The organism is Flavobacterium sp. ZB4P23 (assembly GCF_003970375.1).
Lineage (GTDB): Bacteria > Bacteroidota > Bacteroidia > Flavobacteriales > Flavobacteriaceae > Flavobacterium.
In genome coordinates this window covers 1-14,697 of the sequence record NZ_RYDK01000010.1, presented here as the reverse complement: position 1 = coordinate 14,697, position 14,697 = coordinate 1, and the positions used below count along the sequence as shown (strand labels likewise).

Genomic DNA, 14,697 nt, shown 5'->3' with positions numbered 1-14,697 from the left:
GAATAATGCAATGGTATTACATTTTGATATTCAAACCTACTTTGAAATTTCGTCCTCTGGTACTAAACCCTCTTGTTTCAACAAAATCCTTATCTAAAATATTATCTGCTGCTGCAAAAATATTCATTCGATTTTTGATCAACTCATACCGTACATTCATGTTGATCAGCTGGTAATCTTTCAGTATTTCAGAATTCAATACCGGATCAAAAGTGGGTGCCGGATATGTTGTATACTCAAAATAGCGATCCGAAACAAATTGATATGTGGCATTAAAAGCCAAACGTGGCGTTGCTTGCAGATCAACTGCGGCGTTCGCTTTGTGTTTTGGATTCAGCACTCGCGATTGTTTTTCTAATTCTGTAAACGCATAATTGGCATTCAAATTTATTTTAGCCGTCAAAGCATACGAAATCATGGTCTCAAACCCTTTGACTTTATTTAGACCCGCAACATTAAAATACTTGTAAGACACTAAATCAAACCCAATCGCATTTTCTTCCTCTCTTTGAAAAACCAAAGCATTCAGAACCAATTTTTTATCAATCATCGTTGTTTCAAAACCCAATTCAAATGTTTTATCTTTCTCTGAGGATAAATTCAAATCACCATAAGGAGAATACAATTGATACAAGCTAGGGGCTACAAATGCCGTACTGTAAGAAACTAATAGTTTCAAGGGTAAATTAGGAAATGAAAAAGAAGGATTTACATTGTAAACTAAATTATTTCCGTATTTACTGTGCATGTTGTAACGAGCTCCCAAATTCAGGTTTAACCCAAATTCAGAGCTATAAACCGCCGTCACATAGGGATCAATCATATTAAATTTGGCCAATTCATTTGCTATGGCCTCGTACGGGCTCTCATTAGACATTTCATGAAATTGAAATTGAGCACCTGTTACCAGGAATAATTCAGGTGAAATTTCATATTTATTAAACGCATCTGCATTGACGCTTCTGGATTTATAATCCAACATTGTTCCATAATTAAAAATGGACCTTGTAATTAAATTAGCACTTGAATTGATTACAAATTCTCCTTTTTTATATTTGTATTTTGGTGTAAACCCAACTCGAAATTGTTCAGAGGCACTGCTGTTTTCATCGTTATCCGCAAAAGATCCTGCATCAAAATCGCTTTTTATTTTATCGTAGTTTGCAAAGAAATCCAAATCTAATTTAGCTGTTGGCTTGAAACCAATTTTCACCACTGAGTTCACTCTGGAAAAACGATCAGCTTCAAATAAAACAGCGTCATTAGGTGATTTTGCCTCAGAAATTCCCGTGGTTTCGGTGCTGTTTAAGGAAGCATAATAATTAATTTTTTCAGCGCTTCCGTTCAAAGCAACCCCTTGGCTGTAGTCATTTATACTATAATTTTCCTGATTGGCAATCGTTTGGGTGCCCACATTAAGGTATGCATTTGCTGCAATCGCTTTTTTGGAGGCTTTTTTCAACGTAATATTAATAACTCCGGCAGCGGCACCTGATCCGTATAAAGTACTTGAAGCGCCTTTCATCACCTCAATACTTTCTATTTGTTCAACGGGCAGCAAGCGCAAATCATACGATAAGCTAATTCCAGAAGCATCGGTAACCGGAACGCCATCAATAAGAATTAGCACTTGATGATTTCGTCCCCCACGAATGTAAACCCCTAAATCCTTTCCATTCCGGCTTTGGTTTCCGTTGATTTCAATTCCGGCTACTGAACTCAAAATGGTAGCTACAGTTTGCCCTTGTCTTCTCTTTAAATCTTCGGCTGTAATTTTTACGATTACTTTTCCGGACTTTTCTTTTGGCAAAGCAAATTTAGAATCGGAAATTACGACCTCATCCAATTGATTTGTGGATGCAATGGTGTCTTTTTGTTGTGCGAAAGCACACGAAGTCATCAGTACGCAGAGCGCACTAATACGAACGATTTTCTTGTTCATTTTGAAACATTTAATAGCAGTTTTATGGTACTGCCACATGACTATAAATGGGAGAAAAGCATAGAATTACCCATACCCAAACCTTTTTTCCCGAAAGTTTGATACTCGATGTAACAGGCAGGTCTCCTGGCTCGCGTCTTGTTGTTTACCTTCCCATTCGCAAAGACGAACAGTGGTTTTGTAGATAACAACAAGCTTTATAGCTTACAGTTGCGGGTACAGCCCAGGATTTTTGATTCTTGATTTAGGATTCTTGATTTAGGATGTAAACTCTCTAATCTGAATACTGAAATCTGTAATCGCTTACCTGATTCCCTTTTAATGCTGGTTTGAAAAAAAAAACAGCAACCTCATTACGGCGGCAAAGATAAAATTATATTACGTTATTATCCTACACTATTCTCAATTTTATATTTCAATTTTAATCACCGCTCCAAAGTTCACTTTATTTTGAAACGCATCTCGTAGTGGCAACTTTGTAATTTTACACAAAATACTTCGAATCACTCCGGCATGGGTCACGATCACAATAGGTTTAATGGTCTTTTTAGGAAGTTCATGATCTAAAAAATCGCTAACTCTATCATGGAGGTCTGTAAAAGACTCCCCGTTTGGCACACGAACATGAACGAAATCATTCATCCAAGGGGTCAAATCGATAACAGGAATGCTATCCCAATTTTTTAATTCCCAATCACCAAAATTCATTTCCATTAACCGGGAGTCCATTTGTATTTTTGTTGATGATAGGAAGTTTGCCAACTCCACGCACCGATTCAACGGACTAGAGTACACGATACTTTCAGCAGGAATTTGTGCTTTTATGGCTTCAAATTGTTGTTCATAAGGTTCCAACAATGCCACATCAGCTTGTCCGTAGCAAATTCCTTTTTCACAAACGGTTTCGGTATGGCGTACTAAATAAACTTCCATAAAGCAATAGAAGATAAGTAGAATATAATTTCACAAACTTGCTGTGTTGCACCAAGACAGTCCCCCGTATAGCCGTCTATCCATTTATGAAAATAACGAGCCAGAAAAAAGCGGGTGATAAAAACCGGCACTAACACCAACAGCATTTGCCAATGAAAAAAAGACAAAACAATAAGCGGTAACAACCCAAAAAAGAACGCCCCAATCACCTCACGCCAGGAATAACTTTGCGCAATGGGCTTGCTTTTACTCGAAGCATCTTCACGGGAATACTGATGCGTAAAAACAATAGAAATGGCTGCCAGACGACTCACGGAATGTGCTGCAACAAATAACAATAAATTCTTTGCTGAAGAAGGACTAAGCACCTCCGAAACAGCCTGAAACTTCAATAAAAACAGCAGTACCAAACCTATGGCGCCATAAGCTCCAATGGCACTGTCTTTCATTATCACCAAGATTTTTTCTTTGGTCCAACCCCCACCAAAACCATCACAAACATCAGCAAAACCATCTTCATGAAAAGCACCGGTAGTAAGGATTCCAGCAATCATCGAGAGAACAATCGCTATTTCAGGGGTAAAAACACCAACCGATACATCATAGACTATAAAACTAATAGTACCTACAATCCAACCAATTAAAGGAAAATAACGAGATGCCTTGTTTAAATAATCCGAGTTATGATCGATGTTTTTAGGACAGGGAATTCGGGTGTAAAACATCAATGCGGTAAAAAATATGTGTAGTTCTTTTTTCATGTGAATGCAATCTGGATTTTATGTCGTTTTTAGTGCTCTATTTATGAATTTGGACTGAAAAAATTATTATTTTGTACTCACACCGGCACTGTCAAAACTGGCCATTTCATTAAAAAAAGCAACTGCCGATTGAATAATTGGAAAAGCCACCGCACAACCCGTTCCTTCGCCCAAGCGCAAGTCAAGTTGGAGCAAGGCTTTTACACCTAAATAATCCAATAATTTAGCATGCGCCTGTTCTGCAGAACAATGACAGAAAACAGCATTTTTTAGAATCAGTGGATTTTTTTTATAGGCAATCAAAAAAGCCACACTGCAAATAAATCCATCTACAAGAAGCAGCATTCTGTTTTGATGTGCCGTGAGCATTCCAGAAGCCATTTGCATAATTTCAAAGCCACCAAAATGAGCTAACTTATCTTCTAATGTTGGCGAGCCTTGATAATCCTCAATAGCTTTTTTGAGTAACCGGTGTTTTTGAAGTAGTCTTTCATCGCTAACTCCCGTTCCTTTTCCGATACAGTCTTCAATTGCAATTCCAGTAATTACACTCATCAAAACTGAAGCAGTTGATGTATTCCCAATACCCATTTCTCCAAAACCAATACAATTACTTCCCGTTTTGGCAATAGCGGTAACAATTTCATTCCCCTTGGTATAACAGTGCTGCAATTCGGTAAGACTCATTGCAGGACCCTGCAGAAACGATTGGGTTCCTTTGGCAATTTTGGCCGAAATCAAAGTACTCGTCATCGAAAAATCATAATTTACTCCTGCATCAACTATGGCTAATTTGATGGAATTTTGTTTACAAAACACATTTATTGCAGCTCCACCGTCCAGAAAATTAGCCACCATTTGTCTGGTAACATCTTGTGGATAAGCGCTAACACCGTGGGCAGCAATTCCGTGATCTGCAGCAAAAACAACAAGTGTAGGTTCTAAAATTTTTGGTTCCAATGTTTGAAAAACTTCGCCAATTTGTTTGGCTAAAACTTCCAAAACACCCAATGAACCTGTTGGCTTGGTCTTCTGATCGATTTTATACTGCAGTGCTTCAGATAAATGGATTGTATCTAGAATTGCAGTCTTAAATTCCGGCACCGAAATATTATCTTTTTGATGCACTTTCGTAATTTCTTCGACAGATGGACTTTCTGATTTTTGTTTCCAATTCAATTGCTGTAACATGGGTTGGTTGTCGTAATCAGTAGCTGGTTTTCCCACACAAAAATACCCTAAAGGCTCCATATTTTCTCCCAAACCCAATAATTCCTTGAACTGACTATAATTCAAAATAGAAACCCAGCCCATGGAATACCCTTGTTCGGTTAGGGAAAGCCAAATATTTTGCGCAGCACAAACCGCACTAAATTTGATGGCTTCATTACTTCCCACGGTGCCGATGGTAAAATTATTCAAAACCGAACGATCATAACAAATCACCAATCCAAGCGGTGCTTCCTCTATTGCCTCTAATTTTAAAGCTTGATACTGCGTTTTTTGTACTGCCGTGTCAGTTTGATTCGCTGCTTTTTTATCAAAATCCAAAAATAAATTTTTTATGGATTTTTTTATGACATCTGATTTAATGAGGTAATACTTTGTAGCATCCGTCAATCCAACAGAAGGAGCATAATGACCGGCCTGTAATGCTTTTTCAATAACAGATTCAGGGACTGGTTCCGAGGTAAAATGACGGGTATCTCGGCGCGATTTTATAATTTCATCTAAGTTTTTCATCTTGAAATACGATGTTTTTGAGTACTTTTAAAGTTTGGACAAACAGTGATTCAATAGCCACCTGCATTTTTTAGGCTTGCTGCTTCAAAACAGACAACGGCAATCTGTGTGAGCGGGAAACTTTCCCGTTTTCATTCATCATATTGAGTAATCCCTTTGGAATAAAACCGTTTTGACTAGCTCTCATCACAGCATAACAGCTGTCTTTTCCTCCGCTCCAAGAACTTACAAAATTCATCTTTTATTGTTTTATGGTAACTGGAATTCCAGAAATCATCAAAATCACCTTATCCGCATTTTTAGCTAAATATTGATTCATCCAACCTTGTAATTCGGTAAATTTTCTACCAATTTGAGTTTCAGCATGTACGCCCATGCCTATTTCATTAGTGATAATAATAACGGTTGTATTTTCCTGATTGGCCACTTGTTCAAATTCGGCTTTGGCTTGTTCCAAACATAAAGCGACATCATTTTTAGTGTCTACAAAAAAATTAGTCAACCAAAGGGTCACACAATCAATCACGGCTACTTTACCGGAAAAATCGATCTCGCTCCATTGTTTTTCTTTCTCGATATTTATCCAGCGCTCGTCACGTTCTTGTTGGTGACGATCAATTCGCTTTTGAAAATCACCATCCCATTTTCTGGCGGTTGCCACATACATGGGTCTGGCCGAAAGTTCCATTGCCAGGTCCTGAGCATACCTACTTTTTCCGGAGCGTTCTCCACCTGTTATCAAATATATCATGCTACTTCTTTTTAAATCCATAGGGACAATGGCGGCAACCATTAGTACAACAATGTCCTCTTTTTAAATGAAACCAAGCCTTAAAAACGTAATTGCCTTGTGCAATATAATAATCGATCCCTTCGATTAGCTGATCCGTTTTAGGCAAAGTTGCTGCTTTATTTCCTTTAGCCGTTTCCGGGGTTATTGTGCCCACATACTCCTCAATTTTAATCGAACAAGCCGTAGCAAAACAGCTGGGACAAAGGCAATCCACACCATCTAAAGGAGGAAAAACAGGAGGAAAATCAGCACACCAACAGCTATTACCTTGAAAATCGTCCCCGCAGTTAAAAGGTTTTGTACAACTGGAGCAGTTTTTAATCTTTAGGCTATCCATTTGTCAAAGATAGTATTTGTTGAAATTTTTACTATAAAAATTAAACAATAAATTTTATAAATGGCCTACCTTTGCCAGTATTGAAAATGGAATCATGAAAATTTATCTTTATAAAATCCTTTTTGCGGTGGCACTTTTATCATTCGTCAGTTGCAAAAAAAACGAAAACCCTGCAACACTAAAAATAAGTAACGCTAACAACGAAATTGAATATGCAAGTGGTCTGGCTATTTACAAATATCAAGGGTACTCGCTGGTAAAAGTGAGTAATCCATGGCCAAATGCTGCTACAGACTTCACTTATATCTTAAAAGAAAAAGGAGCTGTTATTCCCGATACTTTACAAAAAAACCTCATAATTCAAGTGCCGTTAGAAACGATTGTGGTTACCTCAACAACCAATATTCCTTTCCTGGAAATGATTGGTGCCGAAAACAAATTAGTTGGTTTTCCGCATACTGATTACGTATCTTCTGAGAAAACCCGTCGTTTAATTGGCAAGGGTTCCGTCAAAAATGTGGGGCAAAATGAAAAGCTAAACATGGAACAACTCATCGATATCGCTCCTGACCTGATTGTCACTTTTGGCATCGACAATAACAACCCGATGATTGAAAACTTACAAAAAAGCGGATTGAAAATCATGATTCAAGGCGACTGGATGGAACAATCTCCTCTTGGAAAAGCAGAATGGCTCAAACTTTATGGCGCTCTTTTTGGCAAAGAAAAAGAAGCTAAAATACTTTTTGACCAGATTACAAAAGACTACAAGGAAGCGGTACAATTAGTTGCAGACAAACAGCCTGAATCTACTGTATTGTATGGCTCAATGTATCAAGATCAATGGTTTGTTGCCAAGGGAAACAGCTGGGTGGCACAATTCATGAAAGATGCAAAAGCAACGTATCTCTGGGCAAATCTGGAAGGAACAGGAAGCCAGGCACTTTCTTTTGAACAGGTATTGTATAAAGCAAAAAATGCGACTCACTGGATTGCTTCCGGGTCATTTAAAAACCTGTCAGAATTAGAAAAAAGCAATCCCCATTACAGTCAGTTTAACGCTTTTTCTACCAAAAATATTTATACTTTCGAAAGCAAATTAGGAGCAACAGGAGGAACCATTTATTATGAAACAGGACCGAGCAGACCGGATTTGATTTTAAAAGACTACATCAAAATGTTCCACCCTGAATTGCTTCCAAATTACACTTTTACTTTTGCACAAAAACTGAACTAAGTTGGCCAATAAAAACCGAAATATCCTTTTATTTTCCGCTCTTGCTTTAGGGCTTCTTTTCTTGTTTTTTCTGAACATCAGTTTGGGTTCGATACGAATTCCTTTTCGGGAGGTGTACACGAGTTTAACCGGTGGTCAGTCCAGCAGATCAACTTGGGAATACATTATCATCAACTACCGCTTACCTAAGGCTATCACTGCAGTTTTAGTGGGAATGGGACTTTCGATCAGCGGATTATTAATGCAAACCCTTTTTAGAAACCCGCTGGCTGGTCCCTATGTTTTAGGGTTGAGTTCAGGAGCGAGTCTGGGAGTTGCCTTTGTAATTTTGGGTGCGGGATTATTACCTCCATTTCTAAGTGGTATTTTACTGTCGTCTTACGGAGTAGTCCTTGCCTCAACCCTTGGCAGTTCTATCGTTCTACTTGCCATTTTAGTAATTTCCAGACGCTTGCGGGACACGATGACCATACTGATTGTAGGCTTGATGTTTGGTAGTTTTACAAGTGCTGTGGTGGGCGTACTGACCTATTTTAGCTCGGCAGAACAATTGCAAAAATTCACTTTCTGGTCTATGGGATCTTTAGGGAACCTTTCTTGGTCCTCGATTTTGATTTTGACAGTGTGCGTAGTTATAGGATTATTATTAAGCCTATTCAGCGTAAAACCACTTAATGCCTTGCTTTTAGGAGAGAATTATGCCCAAAGTATGGGACTGAATTTCAAAAGAACACGATTGATTATCATTATTGCAACGAGTATTTTGGCGGGAAGCATTACTGCGTATGCTGGACCTATAGCTTTCATTGGTTTAGCCGTGCCACATATAGCAAAATTACTGTTTCAAACCAGCAACCATTCTATATTGTACTGGAGCACCCTCCTTTTAGGAGCAGCAATAATGCTCATTTGCGATGCAATTTCCCAAATGCCAGGTACGAATATCACATTGCCAATAAATGCCATCACTTCCTTACTAGGAGCGCCTATAGTTATCTGGCTGATTGTCCGAAAACGAAAAATGATGGGATAATATTAAAAATTGCGTGCCTATATTTATATTTGTTTTTAAAATCGATATAATCGACGTTTAAATTTTCCAAAAAAAGAAAAATGAGTACCACTAAGAACATCCTTTCAACAAACAATTTGAGCATTGGTTACAAAACTAAAAGTGCGGCTATTTGTATTGCCGAAAACCTCAACTTAAACTTAGATAAAGGAAAACTCATTACCTTAATAGGCGCTAACGGAATTGGAAAATCTACACTTTTACGAACCATAACCGGAATTCAGAAACCCCTTTCAGGAACTGCTTTGCTGAATAACAAAAATATTCAAGAGCTGGATACGTTAACCTTGGCACAAAATTTAAGCATCGTTTTAACTGAAAAATTACCGCCCAGTAATTTGACCGTTTGGGAACTCATCGCTTTAGGAAGGCAACCGTACACCAATTGGATTGGAAAATTAACCGACACTGATATTGCTAAAATTAACCAAGCAATTGCACTCACACAAATTGGTCATTTGGTCTCAAAAAAACATTACGAAATCAGTGACGGACAGTTACAAATCGTTCTGATCGCAAGGGCTTTAGCACAAGACACACCGTTAATCATTCTGGATGAACCCACAACTCATTTAGATTTATTACACAAAGTGGTGTTGTTTAAACTCCTAAAAAAACTTACAGCGGAAACTCAAAAATGCATTCTTTTTTCTACACATGATATTGATATGGCCATACAATTAAGTGATGAAATGATCATTATGACTCCGGAAACCGTCGTTCAGGACCAACCTTGTAATTTGATTATGAAAGGAACTTTCAATACGCTGTTCAAAGATGAGCATATTGTTTTTGATGCTGAAAAAGGAAAGTTTATTATTTCTTAAATCTGCAATCCTATTTGTCTTTTTGCTTCGCCAATGACAAAAGCCACGGAATTAGCAATATTGAAACTCCGGATCAGCGGTGCCATAGGAATTGTCAGATGATTGGGGAATTCGTTTAAAACAGCTTCACTCAACCCTTTGCTTTCTTTGCCAAAAACCAACCAGTCACCCTCTTGAAAATCATTTTCTAAATACGATTTTTTAGAGTGGGAACTCATCAGAAAAACGCGGGACAAATCCGGAATCTGCACTTTCCATTCGGCTATATTTTGATATTCGGTAACGTCAAGATGCACCCAATAATCGAGTCCAGAACGCTTTAGATTTTTATCATTGATCACAAAACCAAAAGGATGAATTAGATGCAACCGGCTTTCGGTTCCTACGCACAATCGGCCAATATTTCCGGTATTATTTGGTATTTCGGGTTCTACTAAAACGATATTTAACATTGTAACTATTGTATTTTTTATTGTTATTTTTCATTTGAATGGACTGCAAAATCAGACACTTCCACAACTTCTCCCGCCTGTAAATCATGTAAAAAAACATTTCCTATCCGCACTCGAACCAATCGCAAGGTAGGAAACCCAACCGCTGCGGTCATTTTTCGTACTTGGCGAAACTTTCCTTCATTGACAGTAATTGAAGCCCAGGAAGTTGGACCATGGCGTTCGTCCCTTATTTTTTTCCCTCTGGCACCAAAAGCGGGAACTTCATTTATCAAAAAAGCAGTACACGGTTTAGTGATGTATTTAGTGCCATTAAAACCAATTTCGACTCCTTTTTGCAATTGCTGAATGGCATCCTGATTAATAATACCATCAACTTGTACATAATATTCCTTGTCGACTTTTTTGCTTCTAATGATTTCGCTCATCATTCCGTCCGTGGTCAGCAACAATAACCCTTCTGAATCTTCGTCAAGACGTCCTATTGCCATCGTTCCTTTGGGAAAATCGTACAATTCACCCAGCAGTTTCTTTTTCCTTTTGAGCTCATAAATAAACTGGCTCAGATAGCCGTATGGTTTGTGTATGATAAAGTGCGAATGAGACATGTTATACTTTCTGTTTTGGCACAAAGATAGCTTAGTTTTTAATGGGTTTAAAAAAGTAAAACCGAAAACATTTATTGGTGTAAACTAAATATTTTATTAACGAATAGAATTACTTTGGATAAATGATGAACTGTTACAGCAAGTTGCTATCTTAACTTTAAAAATACAGATTGCAGAAAAACAACTGCTTTAGGTTTGAAAAAGCCGACTGACAGATGAAGTATGCAGTAGTAGTTAAAATCCACCCAAAAATATAAATTCTGAAGTATAGCTTTTGAAATCGAAGGAAATATAAAACTGGATAAAATAAGAATTCATCGTATTGAAAAAAAGCGAACAATTGGGTTTTACTGAAGCTCTTTTCTTTTATAATAAATTCCTTTAAAAACAATCTGAAGTACGAATTTATAATATTCTGTTAACGTAAGAAATGTTATTTTTGACTCCTAATTCAATCGTAAACCTATGAAAAACAAGTACCATTTGTGCCATATCCTGGCTTTTTTAAGTTTTTTTTATTGCTTTACGGCCTCTATTTTTGCCCAAGGAACTGCGCCAGCTCCTCAATATTTACTTTTTTTACAGGATTTTTCAACTTTAGATGCAGCCTCTGCTACATATCCCGCCGGATTTCAGGGCTGGACAGCCAGTACAGCACCGGGAAGTACATTTAATACCGCAGCTGCAGTTGTTGCAGACAAACCATTAGTGGCCAGTAGTACCGCTGCAACAACGAGCGGGAATTTCCATAATTACAATGGAAAAATTGGTTTTCTAAATACCGGTTCATTGGATTTAACTTTAGGATTTGCTTTCAAAACACTTGGTAAATCTAGAATTACCGTAGAATATGATGCCATGGTGATTCGTAATCCCTATAACGGAACTTCTAATACGCGGATCAACGAGTTCGTCCTGCAATACAGAGTGGGCACCGCTGATGCTTTTATTACTTTATCCCCAACGGTGTATTCGAGCGGTACAACAGGACAAACTTCAGGAACAATAGGGCAAAACATTCAAAAAATAAAAGTTGTACTGCCAATAGAATGCGACAATAAAGACGTAGTTCAGATCCGATGGATTTCAAGACAAGTTTCAGGCGGTGGTTCCCGTCCCTCATTTGCCATTGATGACATTAGTGTGATAAATGATGTTACAGCTCCTGTAAATGCCGTGGGATATCCAAAAATAAGCAGCATTCTTTCTGATGGATTTGATTTTTCGACTAAACTAGACGAGCCCGGAAAAACCTATTTTGTGCTATTGCCTTCAGGAAGTGCGACCCCAAGAGGTGCACAAATAAAAGCAGGAACAAATGCGACCAATGCACCCGCTTTACAATCCGGTATCCTGGAAATTAAGGACGCCGCGATTGAGTCTGTAAAAACCATAACGGGATTATCGTTAGGCACTGATTATGTTTTATATTCTATATCTGAAGATGCAACTGGTAATACTCAAACTGAAAGCAATCTATTAAACATAACAACTTCCAGCGTTCTTGTTCCCTCTTTGTCGACTACTAAAGCTGCATTAGATTTTAATTTTGTGGAGCAAAATTTCAGTTCAACGGCAATAAACTACCAGATTGAAGCGCTTAATCTTACTGGAGCAGTAACCCTGACAACATCCGGAAACTTTACCATTTCTAAAAATCAAAGTACTGGTTTTCAAACGGCATTGGTTTTTGCTTCCCAAGATTTCAATAACAATACAACACCTACAGTTTATGTACGATTTACACCTACTACAACTGGTCTTTTTTCAGGTCAAATCACTCATGAATCTACTGGCGCTTCTACAAAGACGGTGTCTTTATCAGGAACAGGAATAAATCCTTATTTTCAAAATTTTAATGATGTAAATGTACTTACAAACAGTGGTTGGACAGAATATAGTGTGGCAGGAGGCAAGAGTAAATGGGTGAGCACAACTACCCGTTTCAACAGTTCTCCTGCTGCTGTACAAATGAATGGATATTCAGAAACAGGTGCCAGTAAAGATTGGTTAATTTCTCCTAATTTACGTTTGGACACTTTTGATAAATTCCCATTATTGTCTTTTTATTCGCGTAAATTTTTCGCTGGAACACCGCTTAAATTAATGGTCTCAGTAGATTATGATGGCAAAAGCACCCCGGAAACAGCCACTTGGACGGTTCTTGAAGGCGATTTTCCAAGTACTACAGGAACTTTCAAACAATCGCAATATATCAATCTCGAGGCCTATAAAACCAATCATACTTATGTGGCCTGGGTATATGAGGCTGCAACTTCCGGCGGTACGGATAGCGCCGAATGGACTGTTGATGATGTGAAAATATCTAATGAAGCGTCATTTTTAGCTTCAAATCCTAATTTTAATTTTGGAGAAGTAGCACCAAATACCGCATCAACAAGCCAGTCGTTTGTTTTCATGGCTGGTGGTTATAGCGATATCACTGTTACAGCTCCTGCTGATTACCAGTTGTCTGTTGACAACAGTAATTTTCAATCCAGTGTAGCGGTTTCAGCTGCTGACGGAGTTGCTGGAAAAATAATTTATGCACGTTTTTTCCCTTCCTCTAAAGCATTGAGTATTTCAGGTCGTTTGACCGCTGTTGGAACCGGGTTAAATCAAGAAATTGGATCTTTATCAGGATCCTCGTTACCTAAAACAGAAACATTTGACATCGTAACGTACAACGTAGAATTTTTTGGAAGCAATGTAATCGGTGCAACAGGAACTGAATTTGGTCCAACTGATGATGCGCTACAAATTGAAAATGTGGCAAAAGTCATGAATACGTTGAATGCTGATGTTTATGCCGTACAAGAGGTTTCAGATGATGCGGCTTTAGAGACATTAATCCAAAAAATAAGCATCAACGGAAAAACTTTTGCCAAAGTGATTTCTCCTGCTTGGTCCTATTCTTTCAATGCGCCTACACCTGACTTCCCTGCTCAAAAATTAGTGGTTCTTTACAATACTCAAACAAGCTCAGTAAAAAAAAGTCGAGTACTGTTCAGCAAACTTTTTGATGATATTCGTGCAGGAAATGCAACTTTACCCAATTACCCGGGCGGAAATAGCGCTAGTTTTTATTCCTCTGGTCGCTTACCGCAAATGGTTGAAATTGAAACTAATATTGGCGGTGTAAAAAAAGACATAAAAATCATTAACATTCATGCCAGAGCAAATAGTGGCAGCGATATCGCAAGATACAATATGAGGAAATATGACGCTGAATTGTTGAAAGACAGTTTAGATGTCAATTATCCAGAGGCCAATTTAATCCTCTTAGGAGATTATAACGATGATGTCGACGAATCTGTAATTGCAGGTAACCCATCCTCGTACCAAAAAATGGTTGAGGATACGGCCCGTTACAACCCTTTGACTTTAGAAATCAGCAAAGCGGGAGCTTTCAGCTACCTGTCTTCTGGAGGTTTCTTAGACCATATTATCATTTCAAATGAATTAATGGCAGAGTATGTACCAAATTCAACAACAGTTTACGACCCGAGACTGGATGTGGCTAATTATGTCAACACCACCTCTGATCATGGGCCGGTCATTGCGCGTTTCCAACTTAAAACGAATACCACCTTATCAACTAATGATTTGATTTCGACTACTAAATCAACAGTAGTTACGTATCCAAATCCTGCTTCAGAATCCTTTACTATCGTAATTAATTCCGGAAACACAAAAGACCTGAAGCTAACTATTTATGATATTCAAGGAAGATCGGTGGGAGTTCCAATTGAATTAAAAGGTTTTAACAGCGATAACACAACAAGAATTGATGTGGCTCATTTACCGGTAGGAATTTATATTTATACCCTTTCCAATGGTACTAAAGTAGTTTTCAAAGATAAATTAGTAAAAAAGTAAACGACTAATTTCAGTATTCAAAAAAGCCAGATTTCAAAAATAGACTGCACCCAAAAGTTTAGACAAATTTATAATTAATTTTGATAATAATGAGCTCGATATTTTATCGGGCT

The 14,697-nt window shown here is 37.9% G+C and carries 13 protein-coding genes and 1 riboswitch; of the genes, 4 read left to right on the top strand and 9 right to left on the bottom strand.

Translation table 11 applies throughout. The features are described from left to right. Nucleotides 1-16: 16 nt before the first annotated feature. From EKL99_RS14210 to EKL99_RS14740, 7 genes are all read right to left on the bottom strand, one after another. Entirely contained in the window at nucleotides 17-1,942 is a 1,926-nt protein-coding gene (locus EKL99_RS14210; RefSeq protein WP_231507454.1) for a TonB-dependent siderophore receptor, read from the bottom strand. Nucleotides 1,943-2,040: 98 nt separating this feature from the next. Then, a riboswitch (cobalamin riboswitch) is annotated at nucleotides 2,041-2,310 on the bottom strand. A 40-nt stretch (nucleotides 2,311-2,350) separates the two neighbouring features. After that, the gene (gene cobC / locus EKL99_RS14205) at nucleotides 2,351-2,875 is read right to left on the bottom strand and encodes an alpha-ribazole phosphatase (protein ID WP_126556259.1); all 525 of its coding nucleotides are present in this window, start codon (nucleotides 2,873-2,875) and stop codon (nucleotides 2,351-2,353) included. Further along, the gene (locus EKL99_RS14200) at nucleotides 2,860-3,636 is read right to left on the bottom strand and encodes an adenosylcobinamide-GDP ribazoletransferase (RefSeq protein WP_126556256.1); all 777 of its coding nucleotides are present in this window, start codon (nucleotides 3,634-3,636) and stop codon (nucleotides 2,860-2,862) included. Before EKL99_RS14200 ends, cobC begins: the two co-directional genes overlap by 16 nt. Before the next feature lie 66 nt (nucleotides 3,637-3,702). Next, nucleotides 3,703-5,379, bottom strand: coding sequence for a nicotinate-nucleotide--dimethylbenzimidazole phosphoribosyltransferase (gene cobT / locus EKL99_RS14195; protein ID WP_126556253.1), 1,677 nt, complete (start codon nucleotides 5,377-5,379; stop codon nucleotides 3,703-3,705). 70 nt (nucleotides 5,380-5,449) lie between these two features. Continuing rightward, nucleotides 5,450-5,617, bottom strand: a complete 168-nt coding sequence (locus EKL99_RS14190) for a hypothetical protein (protein ID WP_126556250.1) — start codon at nucleotides 5,615-5,617, stop codon at nucleotides 5,450-5,452. Between the two features lie 3 nt (nucleotides 5,618-5,620). After that, nucleotides 5,621-6,130, bottom strand: a complete 510-nt coding sequence (locus tag EKL99_RS14185; RefSeq protein ID WP_126455584.1) for a bifunctional adenosylcobinamide kinase/adenosylcobinamide-phosphate guanylyltransferase — start codon at nucleotides 6,128-6,130, stop codon at nucleotides 5,621-5,623. A gap of 1 nt (nucleotide 6,131) precedes the next feature. Further along, nucleotides 6,132-6,326: a DUF5522 domain-containing protein gene (locus tag EKL99_RS14740; protein ID WP_231507453.1), complete on the bottom strand. Its 195-nt coding sequence runs from the start codon at nucleotides 6,324-6,326 to the stop codon at nucleotides 6,132-6,134. A gap of 277 nt (nucleotides 6,327-6,603) precedes the next feature. On the opposite strand from EKL99_RS14740, the gene EKL99_RS14175 reads away from it, so the two are divergent. The 3 genes from EKL99_RS14175 to EKL99_RS14165 all read left to right on the top strand — a co-directional run bounded on the left by EKL99_RS14175 (nucleotide 6,604) and on the right by EKL99_RS14165 (nucleotide 9,645). After that, on the top strand, nucleotides 6,604-7,746 hold the full coding sequence (locus EKL99_RS14175; RefSeq protein ID WP_126556247.1) for an ABC transporter substrate-binding protein: 1,143 nt from the start codon (nucleotides 6,604-6,606) through the stop codon (nucleotides 7,744-7,746). A gap of 1 nt (nucleotide 7,747) precedes the next feature. Further along, the gene (locus EKL99_RS14170; protein WP_126460775.1) at nucleotides 7,748-8,779 is read left to right on the top strand and encodes an iron ABC transporter permease; all 1,032 of its coding nucleotides are present in this window, start codon (nucleotides 7,748-7,750) and stop codon (nucleotides 8,777-8,779) included. 80 nt (nucleotides 8,780-8,859) lie between these two features. Continuing rightward, complete coding sequence (locus EKL99_RS14165) at nucleotides 8,860-9,645, top strand: ABC transporter ATP-binding protein (RefSeq protein ID WP_126455577.1); 786 nt, start codon at nucleotides 8,860-8,862, stop codon at nucleotides 9,643-9,645. On the opposite strand, the gene EKL99_RS14160 is transcribed toward EKL99_RS14165, so the two are convergent. Continuing rightward, complete coding sequence (locus tag EKL99_RS14160) at nucleotides 9,642-10,097, bottom strand: tRNA (cytidine(34)-2'-O)-methyltransferase (protein WP_126455575.1); 456 nt, start codon at nucleotides 10,095-10,097, stop codon at nucleotides 9,642-9,644. The two genes, EKL99_RS14165 and EKL99_RS14160, sit on opposite strands and share 4 nt — an antisense overlap. 23 nt (nucleotides 10,098-10,120) lie before the next feature. After that, on the bottom strand, nucleotides 10,121-10,705 hold the full coding sequence (locus EKL99_RS14155) for a pseudouridine synthase (protein WP_126455573.1): 585 nt from the start codon (nucleotides 10,703-10,705) through the stop codon (nucleotides 10,121-10,123). Between the two features lie 465 nt (nucleotides 10,706-11,170). Between EKL99_RS14155 and EKL99_RS14150 the strand changes: the two genes are divergently transcribed. Further along, nucleotides 11,171-14,584, top strand: coding sequence for a T9SS-dependent choice-of-anchor J family protein (locus EKL99_RS14150; protein ID WP_126577165.1), 3,414 nt, complete (start codon nucleotides 11,171-11,173; stop codon nucleotides 14,582-14,584). Nucleotides 14,585-14,697: the final 113 nt, after the last annotated feature.